This window comes from Acinetobacter sp. GW821-FHT09D10, assembly GCF_059416285.1.
In genome coordinates, this window is sequence record NZ_JBWKOW010000015.1 from 1 (window position 1) to 20,644 (window position 20,644).

23 protein-coding genes are annotated in these 20,644 nt (G+C 39.3%); 12 read left to right on the forward strand and 11 right to left on the reverse strand.

The features are described 5' to 3' along the window. The first annotated feature begins 266 nt into the window (after positions 1-266). The 3 genes from AC07M3_RS18845 to AC07M3_RS18855 all read left to right on the forward strand — a co-directional run bounded on the left by AC07M3_RS18845 (position 267) and on the right by AC07M3_RS18855 (position 2,501). Positions 267-617 (forward strand): GFA family protein, encoded by a 351-nt coding sequence (locus AC07M3_RS18845; protein ID WP_307013638.1) that lies wholly within the window; start codon positions 267-269, stop codon positions 615-617. 20 nt (positions 618-637) lie between these two features. Beyond that, entirely contained in the window at positions 638-1,201 is a 564-nt protein-coding gene (locus tag AC07M3_RS18850; RefSeq protein ID WP_307013636.1) for a DUF4256 domain-containing protein, read from the forward strand. A gap of 136 nt (positions 1,202-1,337) precedes the next feature. Continuing rightward, positions 1,338-2,501 carry an acyl-CoA dehydrogenase family protein gene (locus AC07M3_RS18855; protein WP_494568029.1) on the forward strand — a complete coding sequence of 388 codons (1,164 nt, stop codon included), beginning with the start codon at positions 1,338-1,340 and terminating at the stop codon, positions 2,499-2,501. Between the two features lie 50 nt (positions 2,502-2,551). Here AC07M3_RS18855 and AC07M3_RS18860 read toward each other — a convergent pair whose 3' ends face one another. Continuing rightward, positions 2,552-3,052, reverse strand: a complete 501-nt coding sequence (locus AC07M3_RS18860) for a GNAT family N-acetyltransferase (protein WP_494568028.1) — start codon at positions 3,050-3,052, stop codon at positions 2,552-2,554. Then, on the reverse strand, positions 3,049-3,648 hold the full coding sequence (locus AC07M3_RS18865; RefSeq protein ID WP_056481861.1) for a TetR/AcrR family transcriptional regulator: 600 nt from the start codon (positions 3,646-3,648) through the stop codon (positions 3,049-3,051). The genes AC07M3_RS18860 and AC07M3_RS18865 overlap by 4 nt, the downstream gene beginning before the upstream one ends. Positions 3,649-3,836: 188 nt before the next feature. Between AC07M3_RS18865 and AC07M3_RS18870 the strand changes: the two genes are divergently transcribed. From AC07M3_RS18870 to AC07M3_RS18895, 6 genes are read left to right on the forward strand one after another with little or no spacing between them, the layout of a single operon-like run. Then, a complete protein-coding gene (locus AC07M3_RS18870) occupies positions 3,837-5,642 on the forward strand; it encodes an acyclic terpene utilization AtuA family protein (protein WP_199991559.1) in 1,806 nt (601 codons plus the stop codon). A 20-nt stretch (positions 5,643-5,662) separates the two neighbouring features. After that, positions 5,663-6,574 carry an SDR family oxidoreductase gene (locus AC07M3_RS18875; protein ID WP_026057069.1) on the forward strand — a complete coding sequence of 304 codons (912 nt, stop codon included), beginning with the start codon at positions 5,663-5,665 and terminating at the stop codon, positions 6,572-6,574. A 10-nt stretch (positions 6,575-6,584) separates the two neighbouring features. Beyond that, positions 6,585-8,198: an acyl-CoA carboxylase subunit beta gene (locus AC07M3_RS18880; RefSeq protein ID WP_494568027.1), complete on the forward strand. Its 1,614-nt coding sequence runs from the start codon at positions 6,585-6,587 to the stop codon at positions 8,196-8,198. Between the two features lie 42 nt (positions 8,199-8,240). After that, on the forward strand, positions 8,241-9,398 hold the full coding sequence (locus AC07M3_RS18885; protein WP_494568026.1) for an acyl-CoA dehydrogenase family protein: 1,158 nt from the start codon (positions 8,241-8,243) through the stop codon (positions 9,396-9,398). A 15-nt stretch (positions 9,399-9,413) separates the two neighbouring features. Continuing rightward, positions 9,414-10,250 (forward strand): enoyl-CoA hydratase/isomerase family protein, encoded by an 837-nt coding sequence (locus tag AC07M3_RS18890; RefSeq protein WP_494568025.1) that lies wholly within the window; start codon positions 9,414-9,416, stop codon positions 10,248-10,250. A gap of 18 nt (positions 10,251-10,268) precedes the next feature. Continuing rightward, positions 10,269-12,209, forward strand: coding sequence for an acetyl/propionyl/methylcrotonyl-CoA carboxylase subunit alpha (locus AC07M3_RS18895; RefSeq protein ID WP_494568024.1), 1,941 nt, complete (start codon positions 10,269-10,271; stop codon positions 12,207-12,209). A 49-nt stretch (positions 12,210-12,258) separates the two neighbouring features. On the opposite strand, the gene AC07M3_RS18900 is transcribed toward AC07M3_RS18895, so the two are convergent. From AC07M3_RS18900 to rplM, 9 genes are all read right to left on the reverse strand, one after another. Continuing rightward, entirely contained in the window at positions 12,259-12,678 is a 420-nt protein-coding gene (locus AC07M3_RS18900) for a roadblock/LC7 domain-containing protein (protein ID WP_092710870.1), read from the reverse strand. Beyond that, positions 12,671-13,231, reverse strand: coding sequence for a GTP-binding protein (locus AC07M3_RS18905; protein WP_494568023.1), 561 nt, complete (start codon positions 13,229-13,231; stop codon positions 12,671-12,673). Before AC07M3_RS18905 ends, AC07M3_RS18900 begins: the two co-directional genes overlap by 8 nt. An 8-nt stretch (positions 13,232-13,239) precedes the next feature. After that, on the reverse strand, positions 13,240-14,205 hold the full coding sequence (locus AC07M3_RS18910) for a hypothetical protein (RefSeq protein WP_494568022.1): 966 nt from the start codon (positions 14,203-14,205) through the stop codon (positions 13,240-13,242). An 83-nt stretch (positions 14,206-14,288) separates the two neighbouring features. Beyond that, positions 14,289-14,648, reverse strand: coding sequence for a roadblock/LC7 domain-containing protein (locus AC07M3_RS18915; protein WP_092710861.1), 360 nt, complete (start codon positions 14,646-14,648; stop codon positions 14,289-14,291). A 340-nt stretch (positions 14,649-14,988) separates the two neighbouring features. Then, a complete protein-coding gene (locus tag AC07M3_RS18920) occupies positions 14,989-15,645 on the reverse strand; it encodes a hypothetical protein (protein ID WP_133748179.1) in 657 nt (218 codons plus the stop codon). A 17-nt stretch (positions 15,646-15,662) separates the two neighbouring features. Beyond that, positions 15,663-16,094 (reverse strand): ClpXP protease specificity-enhancing factor, encoded by a 432-nt coding sequence (locus AC07M3_RS18925; RefSeq protein WP_199991552.1) that lies wholly within the window; start codon positions 16,092-16,094, stop codon positions 15,663-15,665. 6 nt (positions 16,095-16,100) lie between these two features. Next, positions 16,101-16,754, reverse strand: a complete 654-nt coding sequence (locus AC07M3_RS18930) for a glutathione S-transferase N-terminal domain-containing protein (RefSeq protein ID WP_004638694.1) — start codon at positions 16,752-16,754, stop codon at positions 16,101-16,103. Positions 16,755-16,928: 174 nt separating this feature from the next. Continuing rightward, positions 16,929-17,315, reverse strand: coding sequence for a 30S ribosomal protein S9 (rpsI, locus tag AC07M3_RS18935; protein WP_002048725.1), 387 nt, complete (start codon positions 17,313-17,315; stop codon positions 16,929-16,931). 12 nt (positions 17,316-17,327) lie between these two features. Further along, complete coding sequence (gene rplM, locus AC07M3_RS18940; RefSeq protein ID WP_003656097.1) at positions 17,328-17,756, reverse strand: 50S ribosomal protein L13; 429 nt, start codon at positions 17,754-17,756, stop codon at positions 17,328-17,330. Positions 17,757-17,929: 173 nt separating this feature from the next. Between rplM and pdxA the strand changes: the two genes are divergently transcribed. The 3 genes from pdxA to AC07M3_RS18955 are packed head-to-tail and all read left to right on the forward strand — an operon-like array spanning position 17,930 to position 20,586. Further along, on the forward strand, positions 17,930-18,913 hold the full coding sequence (pdxA, locus tag AC07M3_RS18945; protein ID WP_199991551.1) for a 4-hydroxythreonine-4-phosphate dehydrogenase PdxA: 984 nt from the start codon (positions 17,930-17,932) through the stop codon (positions 18,911-18,913). A 23-nt stretch (positions 18,914-18,936) separates the two neighbouring features. Beyond that, positions 18,937-19,749 carry a 16S rRNA (adenine(1518)-N(6)/adenine(1519)-N(6))-dimethyltransferase RsmA gene (gene rsmA, locus AC07M3_RS18950; RefSeq protein ID WP_017391499.1) on the forward strand — a complete coding sequence of 271 codons (813 nt, stop codon included), beginning with the start codon at positions 18,937-18,939 and terminating at the stop codon, positions 19,747-19,749. Beyond that, complete coding sequence (locus AC07M3_RS18955) at positions 19,750-20,586, forward strand: symmetrical bis(5'-nucleosyl)-tetraphosphatase (protein WP_199991550.1); 837 nt, start codon at positions 19,750-19,752, stop codon at positions 20,584-20,586. Positions 20,587-20,644 lie beyond the last annotated feature (58 nt).

Below are 20,644 nucleotides of genomic sequence, written 5' to 3' on the forward strand. Positions count from 1 at the left end.
TTAACAGTTGAGGGTGTTTTTTTATGTGCGTAATAAAATACGAAAATAATGAATTTAGAAAAATACGGCAATAAAAAAGAACTCTAGAAGAGTCCTTTTTTATATAAAAGAAATTTCGAGCTCGTTCTGATTTAGAAATGGGCTTCTAAACCAACATATAGGCTTTTAAATTCAAACTTAAGTAGGATTAGATTACATTTTTATATGGAAAGTTATTTTTTAAACTGGAAAAGTAAGTAGCATGAGAATTATAAAGAGTAAGAAAAATGAAATATCAAGGAAGTTGTCATTGTGGTTCGATTAAATTTGTAGCGGAAGGAGAGTTATCAGAGGTTTTATCTTGCAATTGTTCAATATGTCAGAAGAAAGGTTCTTTGCTTTGGTTCTTACCAAGTAAGCAAGTTAAGATTTCATTAGAAACCCCTGAAAATTTGGCGAATTACACTTTTAACAAACATGTGATTAACCATCATTTCTGTAAAATTTGTGGTATTCATGTTTATGCTCAAGGTACAGATGCAAAGGGTAATGCTATCTTTGCTATTAATGTTCGATGCATAGATGACATGGATTTAGAAAAAATAAAAATAAATTATTTTGATGGACGTTCAGCTTAATAAATATAAGGATTTATCCAATGGTAATTAAAAAGCAATTAGCTCCAAAGCAAATAGAAACACTGATTGAGCTACTAAAAGATAGATTTGAAAAGAATTCACATCGGCATAAAGGAATAGAGTGGTTGAGTGTGCAGACTAAACTAATTAAATCTCCTGATAAACTATGGTCATTGCAAGAAATGGAAAATACTGGAGGAGAGCCGGATGTGGTGGCTTATGACCAACATAGTGATGAATATTTGTTTATGGATTGCTCTCCTGAGACACCAAAAGGCCGTAGAAGTCTTTGTTATGATCGTGAAGCTTTAGAGTCTAGAAAAGATCACCCACCTAAAAATAGTGTAATCGATATTGCTATAGAAATGGGAGTCGATCTTCTAACAGAAGAGCAATATCATCAATTACAAAAGTTAGGCGAGTTTGATCTTAAAACATCAAGCTGGCTTGCAACTCCAGACGACATGCGAAAATTAGGAGGAGCACTTTTCGCTGACCGTCGTTATGGTCGTATTTTTGTTTATCATAATGGCGCACAATCGTATTACGCGGTTCGTGGATTTCGTTGCTGTTTAAGAGTATAGACTTTGCATTTTAGTAAGAATAATTGGGTTTGATGTTTTATGCCAAGAAATTGGAGATTCTTGCAACTTTTGATTGATGCCAAACATGCCAAGATATGTCTTGGAATTAAATAAAAACATCAGGATATCTCTAAAAATGCAATCCAACCCAATTTACTATAATGAACAACACATTGCTTTTGCAGATAATGTTCGTCGATTTGTACAAAAAGAAATGACACCTTTTGTCAATGAATGGGATGAAGCCGAGACATTTCCAAGAGAACTTTATAAGAAGGCTGCTGAGATTGGTTTATTGGGACTAGGGTTTGCTGAAGAATATGGTGGTATTCCAGATGCTGATCCATTCTATTCATTGTTGGCTGGTATCGAAATGGCGAAGGCTGGCTCTGGTGGAGTACATATCTCATTGATGGTACATACCATTGGTGCTCCACCGATTCAGCATTTTGGTAGTGAGGAATTAAAGGCTAGAGTTCTCCCGAGTATTATTTCTGGTGAAAAAATTTCTGCCTTAGCCATTACTGAACCAAGTGGTGGCTCAGATGTTGCTGCACTTCAGACTAAGGCAGTTCGAGAGGGTGATTATTATATTGTTTCTGGTGAGAAAACCTTTATCACTTCAGGAATTCGCGCTGATTACTATACAGTTGCGGTACGTACAGACCCGACTAAATCGGGTGCTGAAGGTATTTCGATGTTGCTGATTGATGCCCAGAGTGAAGGAATCACTAAAACACCTTTAAAGAAAATGGGATGGTGGGCTTCAGATACAGCACATTTGCATTTTGACCAAGTTAAAGTGCCTGTATCAAATCTTTTAGGTAAAGAGAATGCTGGTTTTAAAGTGATTATGAATAACTTTAATATGGAGCGTTTTTTCTTAGGTGTGGTGGCTTATGGTTATGCACTGGTGTGTTATGAAGAAGCTTTAGATTGGGCTCAGCAACGTAAAACATTTGGTAAGCGATTAATTGATCATCAAGTAGTCCGTCATAAGTTGGTGGATATGGCGACACAATTGACCTCAACACGGGCATTACTTGAAGAAACTGCATGGAAAATGACTCAACCAAAGTTGCAGGGGCCTGAGCTCGTAGCTCAAATTTCAATGCTTAAAAATGTTGCTACACGTACTATGCAATTTTGTGCTGATGCAGCTGTACAAACTTTGGGTGGTATGGGGTTTATGCGTGGAACTAAGTCTGAACGTATTTACCGTGAAGTGAAGGTCAATATGATTGGTGGTGGCGCTGAAGAAATTATGAAAGATTTGATTAGTAAGCAGTTGGGTTATTAAGTCTATTTATAAGGTGGCTTTTAAGCTGCCTTATCACATTCTTGATCTATCTATCCTGAAGTTTTATTCCACATTTCATTTAAAATCGCCCAACGTTCATGATCTTTCCACTCTTTTCCACCTACTCGAAGATAATGTCGAGAAAAGCCCTCTTTGATAAAACCTGCATTTGCAACCAGATGAATTGAAGCAATATTTTCAGGTTGTATATTCGCTTCTAATCTATGTAAGTTTAGGTTTTCAAATGCTTCTTTGAGTAATAATTTCAGACCTGCTTTCATATATCCAAGGCCTTGATATGGATGAAATACTTCATAACCTAAGTAAGCCGAGTGAAAATAACCTCTGATAATGTTAGAGATATTAAAAGTTCCGACAATTGTATGGCCTTTCTCTAGACAAACGAAATAACGATGTTCTTGTGCTAGGTAGTGTTGAAAGTCAGAGGGTGGATATGTCCACGGTTGATGTAATTGAACACTGCGCTCATAAGCTTCTTTAATTTCAGCCAAGTCATTTATTTGAGGTTTACGTAAATAGACAGAACTCATTTCAAAGCCATCTCCCAAACCATTTCGGTCACTTCATCAATTTTGACCTTTCCTTCAGGTTTATACCAAGTTACGGTCCATGAAATCGCCCCACCCACTAAACGTCGCCAAATAAAGGCATCATGCTTTATCTTGCCCTTTGTGCGTAACTTTTCAATAACATCTAACCAGATTTGCTCATATTCATTACGCATTTTCAATAGATAATCTTGTTTTTCTTTTGAAAGAGCAAACCATTCATAAACCAACACAGCCATGGCAGCCCCAGTATCTCCAGTAATCGAGATGAGTTCTGCTTTAATTAGGGCACGTAATTGTTGCTCTGGATCTGTAGATTGAGTTGCTGCATCTTCTAAACGGGCGAGGTTATAAATGATGGTTTGCTCCATCACATGGGCAAGGATGTCATCTTTACTTTTGAAGTGATGGAATAAACTTCCCGATTGAATTCCAATAAATTGAGCTAGTTCACGCACAGTAGTTTTGTCATAGCCTTGCTTGTGAAATAGGTATGCGGCACCTTGTAATAAACGACCACGTGGGCTGTCATCAAAGCAAGAGATATTTGGAATCTGTTCAATTGAAGTAGCAATCATGCGTGCGGTTTGGTCCTTTAAATAAAAAATGAATACTCAAATTTTTTGCTAAATCTCACCATATTTTCAGAATGATTATCGATTTTGGAAGATTTGGTCAACATCACAATAACATTTTGCTCTTTACAAACCAAGCGCTTGCTTGGTAATGTTGAGAATAATTTTTAAACAAAATAATGAGAAATAAGATGGCAAGTAATCAACAGGATGATGAGCGTGTCGTAAAGATAGGTTGCGCCTCCGGATTTTGGGGAGATACCAATACTGCTGCTTTTCAATTAGTGCATTTAACCGATATTGATTATTTGGTTTTTGATTATTTGTCAGAAATTACGATGTCGATTATGGCAAAAGCGAAAATGGTAGAGCCGAAACATGGCTATGCCTTAGATTTTGTCAGCCGAGTGATGGCGCCTCTACTTAAAAAAATTGCAGAAAAAAAGATTAAGGTGATTAGTAATGCAGGTGGGGTAAATCCGTTTGCTTGTCGGGATGCTTTGCAAAAAATAATTAGTGAATATGGTTTAAACCTGAAAGTGGCTGTGGTCTTAGGTGATGATCTTTTAGCAAAGCAAGAACAGTTCAAACAACAAAATATTCAAGAAATGTTTAGCAGCGAGCCTTTACCAGATCAGGTGGCGAGTAGTAATGCTTATTTAGGTGCAGTGGGCATTCGCGATGCTTTGAATTTTGGAGCAGATATTGTGATTACGGGCCGTGTTGTAGATTCGGCTGTGGTTCTTGCTCCATTATTACATGAATATCAATGGTCGCTCGATGATTATGATAAGTTGGCACAAGGCTCATTGGCAGGACACGTGATTGAATGTGGTGCTCAATGTACAGGCGGTAATTTTACTGATTGGCGCTTAGTACAAGGCTTCGACAATATGGGTTTTCCTGTGGTTGAAGTCAGTGAGGACGGCTCATTTGTAGTCACTAAACCACAAGGTACAGGTGGATTGGTTTCTACCGCAACAGTTGCAGAGCAAATTGTTTATGAAATTGGCAATCCACAAGCCTATTTATTACCAGATGTGATTGCTGATTTTAGTCAGGTGCGCCTAGAACAAGTTGGTGAGCATCGAGTGCGTGTGACTAGTGCAACAGGGCAAGCACCTACAGCACAATATAAAGTGAGTGCAACTTATCCTGATGGCTATCGGGTTTTAGTCAGTTTTCTAATAGCAGGGCGTGAAGCACCACAAAAAGCGCAAGTCATTGCCGATGCCATTTTAACTAAATGTGAGCGTGTGTTGGCCATGCGTTCAGTACCTCCTTTTAGTGAAAAGTCTGTTGAAATTTTAGGCATCGAAAGTACTTATGGCGCACATGCCCAAGTAATAAATAGCCGCGAAGTAGTCGTCAAAATTGCTGTAAAACACATGTTTAAAGAAGCCTGTATGTTCTTTGCATCTGAAATTGCACAGGCTTCAACAGGAATGGCTCCAGCTTTGGCTGGCATTGTTGGAGGGCGGCCTAAGGCATCTCCAGTGATTAAGTTATTTTCATTTTTAATTGATAAAAATCAGGTCAATGTGGAAGTTGATTTTGATGGAAAACGTTATCCGGTTGAGATTCCTCAAGGAATTTCTACACAGCAATTCAATACTTTAGCAGCAGGTGAAAGTGCGGTTTATCAAGGAGATGAAATTGAAGTTCCTTTGATTGAAATTGCGCATGCTCGTAGTGGAGATAAAGGCAATCATAGCAATATTGGCGTGATTGCGCGTAAAGCAGAATATTTACCTTGGATTCATGCGGCACTCACAGAGCAAGCTGTTGCAAGCTATATGCAACATGTTTTGGATGCTGAAAAAGGACGAGTAATTCGTTATGAATTGCCGGGTTTAAATGCGGTGAATTTTATGTTGGAAAATGCCTTGGGTGGTGGTGGTGTTGCAAGCCTGCGTATTGACCCACAAGGCAAAGCATTTGCTCAACAATTATTGGATATGCCTGTAAAAGTTCCGGCAAATCTTTTAGAAAAATAAAATGAATGGATGAAACAAAGATGAGCTATCAATCAATTTTTAGACCAGATGCCTTTGCCAATAAAGTCATTATTGTGACCGGTGGAGGCTCAGGAATTGGTCGTTGTACTGCCCATGAGCTTGCCGCGTTAGGAGCCCAAGTCGTAATTACAGGACGCAAAATTGAAAAACTGGAAAAAGTAAGCCAAGAAATTACAGAAGATGGCGGACTCGTTCATTTTGTTGTGTGTGATAACCGAGAAGAAGAACAAGTTAAGAATATGATTGCTGAAGTGATTGAGAAGTTCGGCAAACTTGATGGTTTAGTTAATAACGCGGGCGGTCAGTTTCCTTCCGCATTAGAGAATATCTCTGCGAACGGCTTTGATGCAGTCGTGCGTAATAATCTGCATTCAACTTTCTATTTAATGCGTGAAGCTTATAACCAATGGATGGCAAAACATGGTGGCAGTATTGTCAACATGACTGCCGATATGTGGGGTGGCATGCCAGGAATGGGGCATTCAGGTGCTGCACGTTCGGGGGTTGATAACTTAACCAAAACAGCATCGGTCGAGTGGGGGAAATCTGGCGTTCGAGTGAATGCTGTAGCGCCGGGTTGGATTGTTTCATCAGGCATGGATAATTATAGCGGTGATTTTGCCAAGGTGATTATTCCAAGTCTTGCTGGCAATGTGCCTTTAAAGCGCATGGGAACCGAGTCAGAAGTTTCATCAGCAATTTGCTATTTGTTATCTGATGCTGCGGCTTTTGTCTCTGGTGTGACCTTACGTATTGATGGGGCAGCATCGCAGGGAACACGAATGTATCCGCTAGGCGATGCGACAAATAGCGAATCTTATAACGGTTTCCATCGTGCGTTTATCCCTGAAATTTTTAAAAAAGATAAGACTGAAAAAGCTGAGCAAAACAATAATTCAGGCTTGGAGTGAGGGATAAAGAATGACCATTCTCCAATCTGAAATTGCTATTGGTAGTGAACAGTATCAAAAGAATAAAGATGTACTCCTTGCTCAGTTGAGTGAGGTTCGTGCAATTCAGCAAAAAAGCATTGATAAATCATACGCTGCTAAACCAAAGTTCGATAAAAAAGGCAAAATTTTGCCCCATGAACGCGTGCGGTTATTGCTAGATGCCGACTCTCCTTTCATCGAACTTTGTGGTTTAGTTGGCTACAACATGCATGATGATAAAGATGGCTCGGAAGCTGGTGGTGGTGTGATTGCTGGTATTGGTTTTGTTAGTGGTGTGCGTTGCCTAGTCTCTGCAAGTAATAGTGCAATTAAGGGAGGGACTATGTCGCCCATGGGTGTGCAGAAGACTTTGCGTTTGCAAAAAATTGCTTTGGAACAAAAACTTCCGCTGATTACGCTAACCGAAAGTGGTGGCGCGAACTTAAATTATGCAGCAGAAGTATTTACCTACGGTGGCATGACCTTTGCCAATCAGGCACGCCTTTCTGCAGAAGGTATTCCACAACTGGCTGTTGTACATGGTAATGCGACAGCAGGTGGTGCTTATCAACCTGGGCTTTCTGATTATGTCATTGCGGTACGTAAACAAACCGAAATGCTTCTTGCAGGCCCTCCATTACTCTTGGCTGCAACTGGTGAAGTGGCAACGGCTGAAGAATTGGGCGGAGCGGAAATGCATTCTCAAATTGCCGGAACCGCTGAATATTTGGCAGAAAATGATGCCGATGGTATTCGACTTGCACGTGAAATTTTTGAGCATCTAAACTGGAAAGAACAGATCAAACCAGTTGATGCAGTCTATAAAGAACCTCGTTACCATGCCGATGAATTATTGGGTGTGATTCCAAGTGATCCTAAACAACCATTCGATATGAAAGAGGTGGTAGCCCGAATTGTTGATGACTCAGATTTTCTTGAATTTAAGCAGGAATATGATGATTTAACTGTTTGTGGCTGGGCAAAAATTGGTGGCTTACATATCGGTATTATCACCAATAATGGTCCGATTACCCCTCAAGGTGCGGCGAAAACAGCTCAGTTTATTCACCTGTGTGAACAGACACAGCGCCCGCTATTGTTCTTGCATAACACCACTGGTTTTATGGTGGGTACCGATGCAGAGCAAAACGGTATTATCAAACATGGTTCAAAATTAATTCAAGCTGTTGCTAATTGTACCGTGCCTAAAATTTCGATTGTGGTAGCTGGGTCGTATGGAGCTGGCAACTATGCGATGTGTGGACGTAGTTTATCGCCAGACTTCATTTTTGCTTGGCCGAACTCACATGTTGCTGTAATGGGTGCTGCTCAGGCTGGAAAAGTCTTACGTATTGTGGCCGAAGGCAAGCAAAAAGCTTCAGGTCAGGAGCCTAATCCTCAAATACTCGATTTTCTGGAGCAAAGTACAGCCATGAAATTGGAGCAACAGTCTACAGCACTTTTCAATACGGCCATGTTGCATGACGACGGCATTATTGACCCTCGAGATACCCGAAAATTATTGATTTTCCTTTTACAAACCATTTATGAAGCACAGCAGCGGGCATTGAATCCAAGCCGTTTTGGGGTGTCTCGATTTTAAGCAACTTTTACCGCAATTAAAAAAATTATCAGGAAGAATGTAATGAAATTTACTGCCGAACATGAAGCATTACGCCGTACAGCTCGTCAATTTGTTGAAAATGAGCTGAATCCGAATATTCCAGAATGGGAAGAGGTGGGTCGTTTCCCGATTCATGATGTATTTAAAAAGATGGGTGACCTTGGTTTATTAGGGATTTGTAAGCCTGAAGAAAATGGTGGTTTAGCTTTAGATTATTCTTATAACCTTGTTGTTGCTGAGGAAATTGGTCGTGCGACTTGTGGTGGGGTGCCCTTAGCAATTGGTGTACAAACCGATATGGCAACACCAGCTCTCGCACGTTTTGGTCGTAAAGAATTACGTGATGAGTTTTTAACACCAGCCATTGCTGGGGAATATGTGGCATCGATTGCTGTATCTGAAGTTCATGCTGGTTCTGATGTGGCGGCAATTAAAACCACAGCAAAAAAAGATGGTGATGATTATGTGATTAACGGCAGCAAAATGTGGATTACCAACTCATTACAAGCCGACTTTTTCTGCCTTTTAGCCAACACTTCTGACGATAAACCACACGTCAATAAATCGATGATTATTGTACCCGCAAAAACTAAAGGCATCAGTTTTTCAGAACCACTCAATAAATTAGGAATGCGTTCGACCACCACAGCACAAGTTTATTTAGATAACGTGCGTGTACCGCAGCGTAATTTAGTCGGTGCAGAAGGTATGGGCTTTATGATGCAGATGATGCAATTTCAGGAAGAGCGTCTGTGGGCATGTGCCAATTCGATTGGAGGATTGGAAACGTTAATTCAAAAAACCATTGCCTATACCAAAGAGCGTACCACTTTTGGTCAGCCACTCATCAATAACCAATATATCCATTTCCGCTTTGCTGAACTCATGACTGAAGTGGAAGCTCTCAAAGCTTTAACTTATCAGGCGTGTGAACAACATATTGCCGGTGAAGATGTCAGCATGCTGGCTTCAATGGCAAAACTAAAAGCAGGACGTTTAACTCGTGAAGTTGCAGATAGCTGTTTGCAATATTGGGGTGGCAATGGCTTTATGTGGGATAACCCTGCATCTCAGCTTTACCGTGACGGCCGCTTAGGTTCTATTGGTGGTGGAGCCGATGAGATTATGTTGGGGATTATTTGTAAGTTGATGGACATCCTGCCTAAAAAACAGAAATAAAATAAGGAATAAGCCATGACACTTTCCAAATCTCTACAAGCTTTAAATATTGATGACAGCATTCAATTAGAACAAGACGGCAGTATTTTATACCTCTGGTTAAACCGACCAGAGAGCCGTAATGCCATGAATTTGAATATGGTTAATGCGATTCAACAGGTCTTTACTGCTATTCAAGATGATCTTTCGATTCGTGCGGTCATCATCCGTGGTGAAGGAGGAACTTTCTGTGCAGGTGGTGATATTAAAGATATGGCAGCTTTGAGAGTTGAAGCGAACAATGTCGGTAGCCTACAACCTTATGCTGATTTTAACCGCCGTTTTGGTGCCATGCTTGAGCAAGTTGAAACCGCCCCGCAGACAGTTGTAGTGATTTTAGAAGGGGCTGTTCTAGGCGGAGGTTTTGGTCTGGTATGTGTTTCCGATGTTGCGATTAGCCGTGACAATGCCCAGTTTGGATTGCCTGAAACTGGGCTAGGAATAATTCCTGCGCAGATTGCTCCTTTTGTAGTGAAGCGTATTGGTTTAACTCAGGCTAGACGACTTGCTTTGTTGGGGATGCGTTTTGAAGGACCTACGGCACTCAGTGTCGGAGTAGTCCATCAGCTTGCTCATAATGAATTAGAGCTAGAGCAGGAATTACAGGAAACTATTCAGCAAATTAAACGCTCTGCACCACAAGCTTCACGTATGACGAAAGCACTATTACATCGAACACTCAATGAACCATTAAATCATTTGCTTGATGATGCTGCGCAACAATTTGCTCAAGCGGTTGGTGGTGTTGAAGGGCAAGAGGGAACAATGGCTTTTATTCAAAAACGGTTGCCGAATTGGGCCGATGAGCAATAAAAGATAAGGATAAAAACAATGAAATTTTCAAAAGTACTGGTTGCTAATCGTGGTGAAATTGCAGTTCGGGTGATGCAGACAGCAAAGGCAATGGGTTATCAAACTGTGGCGGTCTATTCCGATGCAGACCGTAATGCTCGCCATGTCCAAGAAGCTGATGAAGCAGTTTATATTGGAGCTTCTAAAGTATCTGAATCTTATCTTTCAATTACCAAAATTATAGAAGCTTGCAAAAAAACAGGCGCGGATGCTGTGCATCCGGGTTATGGCTTTTTGTCAGAAAATACCGATTTTGCTCAGGCCTGTATCGACAATCAAATCACTTTTATTGGTCCGACAGCTTCTGCAATTGAGTTAATGGGGAGTAAACGACTTTCAAAAATTGCCATGATTGAAGCTGGTGTACCTTGCGTGCCTGGTTACGAGGGAGATCGGCAAGACCTTGAATATTTAGCAGTACAGGCAGAACAGATTGGTTTTCCAATTATGGTGAAAGCTTCTGCTGGTGGCGGTGGTCGTGGTATGCGTTTGGTTCAGCAGGCATCCCAGCTTGTAGAGGCTTTACAAACTGCACGTTCAGAAGCTGAAAATGCATTTGGTTCAGGTGAGCTTATTTTAGAAAAAGCAGTGATTGCGCCGCGCCATGTTGAAATTCAAGTTTTTGGTGATACGCATGGCAATTATGTGTATTTGTTTGAGCGTGATTGTTCGATTCAACGCCGTCACCAAAAGGTTGTAGAAGAAGCACCCTGTCCAGTCATGACACCCGAACTGCGTCAGCAAATGGGAGAGGCTGCTGTTGCGGCTGCCAAAGCATGTGCTTACGTAGGCGCGGGAACTGTTGAGTTTTTGCTTGATGCATCGGGTGAATTTTATTTTCTAGAAATGAATACGCGCTTGCAGGTTGAGCATCCAGTCACTGAACTTATTACAGGGCTAGATTTGGTTGAATGGCAATTGCGTGTCGCCAATGGTGAGTATTTACCATTGCAACAACATGAATTGTCCATCAAGGGCCATGCAATTGAAGTCCGTTTGTATGCTGAAGATCCACGCCAAGATTTCTTGCCGCAAACAGGTCAAGTTCTACGTTGGAAGCCCACAATTTTGCCAAATGTACGAATTGATCATGGCATGTTAGCAACAGATGAAGTTAGTCCTTTCTATGACCCGATGGTAGCTAAAGTGATTGCATATGGTAAAACTCGAGAGGATGCGATTCGTCTGCTGGCTCGTGCTGTAGATGATTGTGTTTTGCTTGGTGTAAACAGCAATAAACAATTCTTGGTCAATTTATTACGTCATCCAGTCGTTGTCGCTGGTGATACCAATACGGCTTTTATTCAACAGCATTTTCAAGATGACAGCAGCTTACACTCTCAGGTTTTATCTTTAGAAACCTTGGCTATTGCCGCGGCATTATTTAGCCAAAATAAAGGTACTGCGGTATGGCAAACTGGGCTTGGTGTTCCATTACCCTTAAAACTAAAATATGACGATCAGCAAATCCAGTTACAGCTTTCATCTGTAAATAACACATTCACGGTACAGCTCTGTGATCAAACTGTTTGTATTGAAGTCATTGAAAAGACAGACGAGCAGCTAACGTATTTTGTTGATGGTATACGCCGCCGTGTTCAATATGTTTTAGACGGCGATCAGCTTTATTTAGATCGAGACAATGGCAATGTTGCGATTCGCAATGTGACTTACGCTGCTCCAGAAACGGCTGATGTTGTGGGAGATGGTAAAATTCGTGCACCTATGGATGGTGCTGTGATCAATATCTTGGTCAATAAAGGCGATCAAGTCGTGAAAGGGCAAACCTTACTGGTACTTGAAGCTATGAAGATCCAGCAACAGATTAGATCTGATGTCGATGGTGTAGTCGAAGATATTTTAGGACAGCAAGGGCAACAAGTAAAAAAACGGCAAATGCTATTTAGTATTCAAATTTAATAAAAATACCGCTCTATATGAGCGGTATTTTTTAGTGGAGAATCATGATCTATTCGCCATCTGCCTCAGCAATGATCTGGCTTGCTTTTTTCAAGCTATACAGTAGTTGTCCCAAAAGAACCTCTTTATTACTTAAGGTGACCATGACCATTGGGTGATGAACAGCAGGGATAGCTGTCAAAATGGCTTTGCCATTATCTGCGTCTAGCGTAATGTTATTACAGCCTGTGAGTTGAATTTCTTTTAAAAATGCAGTCACCATTGCCAAAATTGAACTGCTGACAGCCGCCAATTTAGTGGTGTTGTGGTAGTTTTTATGACTCACAGTTGCTAATTCAAAACCATCTGAAGAGCAAATCATCACGAAATCTACGCCGCGTGTATTCATCAAAATAGTATGAGCTTCACTTTTTGCGAGTTGTAGCAATTGCGTTGGTGCTGTTCGTTTTTGAGCTGGAATACTAAGCATGATTATTCCCCTGTGATATTGTCCCAGCCTTCACTTCAAGTGATGCAATTAATGACTCAACCATCATTAAAATTTGTTCTTGCTCTCGCGCATCAATGAAGAATAAGGGATAAGGCAGTTCATTTGCTTTTATCCAATTACGATATTGCTGAAGAGAGGATTCTTTATTTTCATCAATATGAGTAATACCAATCACAATATTATCATTATAATTTTTAAAGGTTTTTAAGTAGTCATTTAGTTCGTCAATTGAATTCGGACTATTATGATCTAATAATAAAATAATACCGATCGCACCTTCACAAATGACCGACCAGATAAAATCAAAACGGCTTTGCCCAGGTGTCCCATATAATCCAATTTTGATTCCATCATCTAAAGTAATTTCACCATAATCAATACCTACAGTGGTCTGGGTTTTCTGGTGACTTTGTACATCGGTATTGAATGCTTCTGTTTCCAGAATTGGAATCTCAGATAACGATTTAATCGCTTCTGTTTTTCCAGCCCCCATGCTGCCTGCAAAGACAATTTTATATTGCTGTATAATCATAATGTTCCCTAAAGACCAAAGCGGCGTCTAATCTTCCCTATAAAATTTTTAAAAAAATGATTGTCTATATTTGAATTTTCTAAATGAGAGCTTGGTGCGTAAGAGCATTTATTCGCAGAAACAAATCTTCCGTTATTTGCCATTACACAAGCCGTAACGAAGCGTAAAACATCGTCAATTGATACGTTGAGTTGTTTAGCAACATCAGTAATTTTTGCACCCTGTATAAAACATGCTGAGAGCTGTAGACTCACTTTTCTATATTCTTTTTGGTAGGGCTGTGGCCAATGATCGATTTTGAAGTAACCATCAACTGAAGCTAAATTTTCAAAATCTTTTGAACACCAAATTAGGTTCCATAACCAGTCTTGTAAGTAATAACTTTTTTTACGAGAAACTTTAGTAAAATCCGATGTTTTAGCAAAAGCAAAGTTAAAGCTCATATTGGTATGTGCTTTTTGACGAGAGGGTTCTATCCAAGCAATTTGAGCTCTGTTATCAATAATAGCTAGAGTGCCTTTATCATCAAATAAATGTAATTTAGTATTTTCTGGACTATGTAAATTTCTTATAAATTGTTCATCAATAATGAGGAGTTCAGTAGATAAATCTGGAACTATCGCAACATTATTTTGATTTAAAAATGATAATAGATTTTTTTGTAACCACTCTAGTAAAGGTTCTACTTTTTCTAGTGGCAGATATAGAGTATGTTCATAAACTTGATATCCATTTTTTGAAGGAGTTTTACTAATTTTTAAATAAGGAAACTTTTTCTTTTGAAGAACATTTTGAATATTGTCAGAGTCAAAAAAAAATTCGTTAATTAATAATAGATCAATATGATTGCTTGAAATATTAACCCAATTAATACCGTATTGATTAGATATAAAATTTCTGATTAGTATTTTTAATTCATCTGAAACTTTTGAACTTAAACCAGAAGTTGCAATATTTATGCAATGCCTATCCATAGTATCACATTAAATTTTATTGAATAAGATAGAGGTTTTAATGTGCTTTTTATAATAAATATAAAAAGCACATCTTAGATTAATTAGCTAAAGTCTAGCTCTTTTTCAAATGACTTTAACTCATGACGAGCCATAGCTAAATTCGATTTAGCACGATCAAGCACTAAGTAAAGGAACAAATTATTATTACTTTCTAGAGGTCGAATTAAGTGGTAAGCCTTACCTAAGGTAATTAAAATATCTTCAATATTATCATTTAATTTCAATGCATTGGCGATATTTCGCTTTGCGCGAATTACTTCTGTGTTTCCTGCAGCAGCCAATTCTAAATCAATTTCCCCACCACCTTGTGTTGCAAGTGATAAACCGCTTTCTGAATCAACAAGTGCAGAAGCAATAAAACCATCAATTTCAGTTAAGCTATCTAAAGAAAGTTTAGCCATGTTTTTATCTCTCAGGATTCTAAAATTATATTTACTACTTTTTCCTAAAAGTAGTTGAAATTCATTATATTTCTGAATAATTTTAAGTCAATCAATCAAATAAAGTGTGATGTTTTAGTTTTAGGCAATAAGTGACGGAAAATGTCAGATTATAAAAAATATTATAAGATTACTTTTACATTATACTTTTAATATTGTGCTGCGGTTTACATTATATATTTTAAAATTTAGGCAAAACAATTGTAATAGAATATTAATACAATATTTATTAATAAAATATGTTGGTTTTAATCAAAAAAAGGGGAATAACAAATTCCCCTTTTTTATAACAATGATCAAACTAAACGAGCTGTGTATAAATACAATAGAGGTAGCCCAAAATTGCTAAAGCAACGACAGGGGCAATAATCTTTGACCATGTTGGTACAGAAATTTCGGCAGCTTGTTCTTCAATATGCACGTCATCATGATGAGGTTGGGCTTGGTGAACCATTTGGTTGAACTCCTTCATTGTTGTATCCAATGATAGCTCTTCTTGTTCCACAGGTTTAGAACCAATTAACTCATTTAGATGGTTTGTTGACCAAACCCAATCTTCTGCCTGACCTGATAAGTGTTCGACTTGACCTAAAATTAATTCTTTTAAGCCATTATGCCCAAAACCACCTGTTTCATCGAGCTGGTTAAGTTCGGCTAACTGCAAAGTTAAAATTTCAGAAATACTCTGTTCTAGTTCTGCATTTTTTAAAGTTGACTGGTTATGCTTAGAAGTTGTTAAATGTCGAGCAACTTCTTGAATATAAAGTGGATCTGCCGATTTTATTTCATGATAAATCTTATTGTCATCTTGGCGCCATAAACTAATCAGTTTTCCAAGCGTAAGAATATTCACCTCATCAATCAGTTTATTTTTTTCATTAACTGGATATTGATTTAAAAGCTGAGGCTTTTGAATTTTTATCTGCTCAGCAAAGTATTGGACTAAATCAAATGCCATGCTTTCTTCCTCTAAATTTAATCTAAAATTCTTAACGTCGGTTTTTTCTTGGTCGATGTTGTTTCAGCTTCTTGTACTTCTGGCTCTGCTATATTTTCTACAGGCGCTACATTGGCATATTCTTCAGGATCAAAGAATAAACCTTGCCCATTCTCACGTGCATAAATACCTAAAACTGCTTGAATAGGTACATAAATGTCTTTCGATGCCCCCCCGAAACGGGCAGAAAAAGTAATGGATTCATTTGCAATAAGAAGTTGATGAACAGCATGGGGCACGATATTTAAAACGATTTGCCCATCTTTAACAAATTGCTGTGGAACATCGGTATGTGGCTGTGTCGCATCCACTAATAGATAAGGAGTAAGCTGGTTATCACAAATCCATTCATAGATTGCACGAGCAAGATAAGGACGTGTAGGGGTTAAATCAATAGGTTGCTCAGACATATCACACTATTCCATATTTAATAGTTCATTGTAACGGTTTTTCTCTTGAGCCGTCATTGATTTAGCAAAAGAAGGCCTCTCAAAGATACGTTTACAATACAAAAGTATCGGTCGGCAGTGCTGTTTCGGTAAATCGATTCCCATACTATTTAGCCTTAAGAAAATAGGGGCAAGCATACAGTCCAAGATGGTGAAATTTTCAGACATAAAATAGGGAAAATGCTGAAATAGGGGAGTAAGTGAAATTAAAGTTTCACGTAATTCTTTTTGAGCTTTTTGCTTTTGTTCGACATTTAAAGAATCAGCATGCTTTAACATCTGATCTGCTAATTTGAACCAGTCGTTTTCAAGTCTCCATATATATTGACGCTGCTCTGCACGCATCATTGGCGCATCTGCGTAAAGCTTACCTTGGCGATAACGATCATCTAAATATTCAGCAATAATTGGCGCTGAAAATAATTTAAGATTTTGCTCGACCAACATCGGCAATTGGTTATAAGGATTTAAACTTGCTAAATCTTCGTCTTCATGGTCAGTTACGATCAATTGATATTTGATTTGCTTTTCTGCTAATAAGAAACGAATCCAGTGAGAACGGAAATCATCAGCATGACTGTAAAGGGTAATCCCCTGAATAGAGGTGTTTTCGACCGACATATCACAAGACGACGTGGTTGAGTGAATCGATTAGGATACTAAAAATGCTCTAGGAAATCACGGTTCTAAAGAGATAGTTTGTTTATATTTATAAGTTTGCATTTTATTGTTCTATTTTCATAATAAAAAAGCCTTGGAAAAATCCAAGGCTTTTTGTCCAACTCGATAAACGAATTAACGTTTAGAGAATTGAGGACGCTTACGAGCTTTACGTAAACCAAGTTTCTTACGTTCAACTTCACGAGCATCACGAGTAACGAAACCAGCTTGACGAAGAACAGGTTTTAAAGTTTCGTCAGCAGCGATAAGCGCACGAGTAATACCGTGACGGATCGCGCCAGCTTGACCACCAATACCACCACCTTTAACAGTGATGTAAAGGTCAAACTTTTCAGTAACTTCTAAAAGTTCTAAAGGTTGACGAACAACCATACGAGCAGTTTCACGACCGAAATATTGCTCTAAAGTACGGTTGTTAATAACGAGTTTGCCTGTACCAGCTGACAAGAAAACACGTGCAGTTGCGGTCTTACGGCGACCTGTACCATAATTAGTAGCCATGTGCTGTATCCCTTAGATGTCCAAAACTTGTGGCTGTTGAGCAGCATGCGGATGCTCAGTACCAGCGTACACTTTCATTTTTTTGATCATTGCATAACCAAGAGGACCTTTTGGTAACATGCCTTTAACTGCTTTTTCAAGAACAGCTTCAGGCTTGTGAGCAATTAACTTCTCGAAGTTAGTCTCACGGATACCACCAGGGAAACCAGTATGGCGATAATATTTCTTATCAAGTGCTTTTTTACCAGTCACTTGAACTTGTTCAGCATTAATCACAACGATGTAATCGCCAGTGTCAACGTGAGGAGTATAAGAAGTTTTGTGCTTACCGCGTAAACGACGAGCGATTTCAGTCGCAAGGCGACCTAAAGTTTTGCCAGAAGCATCAACAACATACCAGTCATGTTGAACTTCAGCTGGCTTAGCGCTGAGAGTTTTCATTAAACCACTACCTATTATAGTTGGTTTGGACTATGGAATCTGTCCAAACAAAAGGAGCGAGCATTCTAAACGAGTTTGTTCAAAGTCACAAGAAAAATCCAGTTTAAGCCATATAATTTAATCCATAAACTGATGAATGCGGGATATGTTAAAATCAAACAAATTTTCGTTATGTGTCTGGGGTGATTGTGCTGCCTTTATATGTCACTTCTGGTGAGCCGGCTGGTATTGGTCCAGATATTTGCTTGAGCTTGGCTAAGCGAGTTGATGAACGCCCACTTGTTATTTTGGGTGACCGAAATTTATTAGAACAACGTGCCCAGAAACTCGGGATAGATATTCAATTTCTAGAATATACGGGACAAGCTGAATCATCGTCTTCAGGTGAACTTTATATAGAGCATGTACCTTTAGAAACGGCGGTTGTCGATGGGCAATTAAACTCAGCTAATGCACCTTATGTATTAGAACAATTACGCCGTTCAGCTGATTATGCAATGTCTGGTAAAAGTGTTGGGGTCGCCACCGCTCCTGTGCAAAAGTCGGTCATTAACGATGCAGGTATTTTGTTTAGTGGACACACTGAATACTATCAAGAATTTGCAGGTGTAGAGCGTGTCGTTATGATGCTTGCGACTAAGACTTTACGTGTTGCCTTGGCTACTACACATTTGCCGTTAAGAGATGTTGCCGATGCAATTACCAAAGAGCGTCTACATCAAGTCATTGATATTTTATTACATGATTTAAAAACTAAATTTAAGATTATGGATCCGCGCGTACTTGTTTGCGGATTAAATCCTCACGCGGGTGAAGATGGGTATTTGGGACGCGAAGAGATTGAGACCATTAATCCTGTACTTGAAAGTTATCGGGCGCAAGGGATTAAAATGAGTCTAAGCTTGCCTGCGGACACCTTGTTTACCCCTGAGCATCTTAAAAATGCTGATGCTGTACTTGCTATGTACCATGATCAAGGTCTACCTGTGTTAAAATCACAAGGGTTTGGTGAGGCCATCAATATTACATTGGGTTTGCCATTCATCCGAACTTCGGTCGATCATGGCACGGCATTGTCTTTGGCCGGGACCGGTTTGGCAAAAAGCTCAAGTTTAAATGTCGCTGTCGATTTAGCTTTATCTTTGGCAGCGAGCTAAATTTTTCATGTTGGAAATGTTCTATGTATCAAATTAATGCCCTAAACCCGAAAGATGAAGGGCATAAAGCTCGTAAACGTTTTGGTCAAAACTTCTTACATGATCAGCGAGTCATTGCCAAAATCGTGCGCTCGGTGAATCCGCGTGCGGGTGAAAATGTTGTCGAAATTGGACCTGGTTTGGCCGCATTAACATCTCCTTTAATTGGGGAATGTGATGCCTTAACAGTTGTTGAGCTAGATCGTGATTTAGCAGCAGGCTTACCAGAACGCGTTCCACATCCTGAACGTTTAACGATTATAGAAGCTGATGCATTAAAATATGATTTTAACGAACTGGTAAAAGATGGTCGACCATTGCGTGTGGTTGGTAATTTACCTTATAACATTTCAACCCCATTACTTTTTCATCTCTTGGAATTTGGCAGTAAAGTTAAAGACATGCACTTTATGCTCCAAAAAGAGGTGGTTGACCGTATTACGGCTGAGCCAAACACAAAAGAATATGGTCGCTTGTCGGTAATGATTCAGTATTATTGCCAACCAACGTTTTTATTTGAAGTGCCAGCTGGCGCATTTAACCCACCACCTAAAGTAACGAGTGCTGTTTTCCGCCTTGTTCCCTATGAACAAAAGCCAATTATTGCAAAAGATGAAAAAGCTTTAGCTCGGTTGGTTGGTCATGTATTTACCCAACGTCGTAAAACCCTAAGAAATAGTCTTAAAGGTATGATCGCTGAAGATGGCTTTGAAAAAGCAGGCGTTGATCCGATGGCTCGTCCTGAAACTTTAACACTTACTCAATTTGTTGCTTTAGCCGATCAAATGGTGGGATAAATGACTAAACGTTTTAATTATGTGATTGGCGATGTACAAGGGTGTTTTGAAGCTCTGAAAGCCTTACTTAAAGAAATACGTTTTGATCCAGACCAAGATTTTTTATGGTTTGCAGGTGATTTGGTTGCTCGTGGCGAAAACTCAGTGGGAGCTTTACGTTTTGTTAAAAAACTTGCTGACCGCGGCGCTGCTGCAACTGTGCTCGGAAACCATGACCTCACTTTAATTGCGTGTGCACGTGGTTTAAAAGAGATTAAAGAAAAAGATCGCACGCAGGATGTTATTGATGCAATTGATGGCGATGAATTAATCGATTGGTTGCGTAAACAACCTTTATGTTTATTCCCAAACGAGCACACAATTCTTACTCATGCTGGCATACCTTGCATTTGGGATGCACAAAAAACTGCAACGCTAGCAAAAGAGGTTGAAGCAGTACTCTCACATGAAGATTTATCTGTATTGGATGCTTTTTTAGCAGAAATGTATGGTTCAAAACCCGATTTGTGGGAAGACAATTTAATTGGTTCAGCACGTTTACGTTGTATTACCAATTATTTGACTCGCATGCGTTTAACCAACGCAGAAGGAGCTTTAGAGTTCAGTTTTAAAGATGCTCTGGATGCGCCAATGCCAGAAGGCTATTTACCTTGGTTCGAATTTCCAAGTAAAGCTGCTCAGACTCATCAGATTATTTTTGGTCATTGGGCTGCCCTAGAAGGTAGAAGCGTTAATGAGCAAATCCAGAACATTGATGGCGGCTGTGTTTGGGGACGAAAATTAATGGCTTATCGCCTTGAAGATAAAGAAATCTTTGCTGTCGATAATCCTGAGTGAATATAGGAAAAGCAATGCTTTTCATGAGCGCAAGACGAGGGTTGTACCCGAGTGAAAA